A 1390-nucleotide genomic window follows, 5' to 3' on the forward strand; every position below is an offset into this window, starting at 1 on the left:
CATGTACAGAACCTTAAGCGGCAAGCGAATTAATAATACCGTCTAACGTGTTGTTTTGCTTGGATTTTCTCTGCCTACTCTTTTTGCCGTTTTTGGATAAATACACCATTGCCCACTCCAACTTCTCTGTTATTTCCTGCCACGCACCATGGATGATGCTCGCCAATATCGGCATTAACCAAAGCGCGCTGTTTTTGGCAATCTTCAGCATCGATAACTCCGCGCTGCCAATCAGCGTCAGCGCCAGCCGACGTTTGACCAGCAAGGCCAGCAAACTAGCCCAGATCAAGCCTTCCGCTATCGCTTTTTGTCGTGTCGCGAACGCCTTCAACCGGTTATGTGATTTCAGCTCTTTGAACAACAGTTCGATCTGCCAACGGCAACGATACAATGCCATCACCTTCTCGGCTGGCCATCGCTCACGCGGAAGATTGGTCATCCATATACAGAACCGTTTTTCCTCTGCAAACCAACGTCTTATGAGTCGATATTTATACTTTCCCGAACTCACATCCAGATCCAGAACCTCGGCTCTGCAGCTTCTCCGATCGATATCCTTGAGCTTTTTTCCGAGTAACTTGGGCATTTCCCTGCCGTCCTGTCGGTAAGCTGCCTGTACTTTGGGATTGAGATTTTGACTCCCTCTGACCAGATAGCTTCCTTTGGCTTTGGTCACATCAGCAAAGTACTCGCGGCTGATGTAACCGGCATCCGCCAATAACAGTTTGTTATTTAACGAATTTGCGGCCGGAAGATGCTTGCGCTCCGATTCGGTATCCGCCGTGATACTCATCGATATCGGCGACTGGTCCAGCAAGGACATGGTCATATGACACTCTACCGCAGCGGGGCTGTGCTTATTGAATCGGCCCGGGAAATGTTCTGCCAATTGCGGATGTAACGCGAATGACGACCCGTCCTGCAGCAGTACCTGCTCAAAGCCTGCCAGTCCGTGGGCGTCCGGTAGACACTCCTTGAGGCGTAAGGCGATGGCTCGTTCAACCAGTGCGCGCATGAACAAGGGAAAACCCTGCTTGCGTAACTGGTTGTGAAAGGGTTTATACGCTATTTGGTCAGTATCATGGAGCTGCAACGCATTGAAATGGCGATGCAAACCAGCAATACCATCCACCTTGTCGCAACCAAGCCCTGAGAGCAGAGCCGGGAGTAGTCTCGCAGGCTGGATATCCCGGAGTCGCTGACAAAAACCGGTAAATTTACCGATCCGGTTGAGTTCAGAAGAGCTAAGAAGTTGCTTGAGGTACTGGGTTGCATTGATAATAGTCATGGCTTCGGGCGTGTCGGTTTTTTTTTGCGATTAAATCAGATCACAAACGAAGCCTTTTTTCTATCTATTTCAATTGGTTGTAGCTAAAGATCCTGTACATGA

Annotated in this window: 1 protein-coding gene; it reads right to left on the reverse strand. The window is 49.4% G+C overall.

Annotation, left to right across the window (positions count from 1 at the left end; all coding sequences use genetic code 11):
* Positions 1 to 13: 13 nt before the first annotated feature.
* Positions 14 to 1288 carry an IS4-like element ISApu2 family transposase gene (locus tag PG892_RS22240; protein WP_011191341.1) on the reverse strand — a complete coding sequence of 425 codons (1275 nt, stop codon included), beginning with the start codon at positions 1286 to 1288 and terminating at the stop codon, positions 14 to 16.
* Positions 1289 to 1390 lie beyond the last annotated feature (102 nt).

It is taken from the genome of Aeromonas sp. QDB68, from assembly GCF_027707405.1.
Taxonomy (GTDB): domain Bacteria; phylum Pseudomonadota; class Gammaproteobacteria; order Enterobacterales; family Aeromonadaceae; genus Aeromonas; species Aeromonas caviae.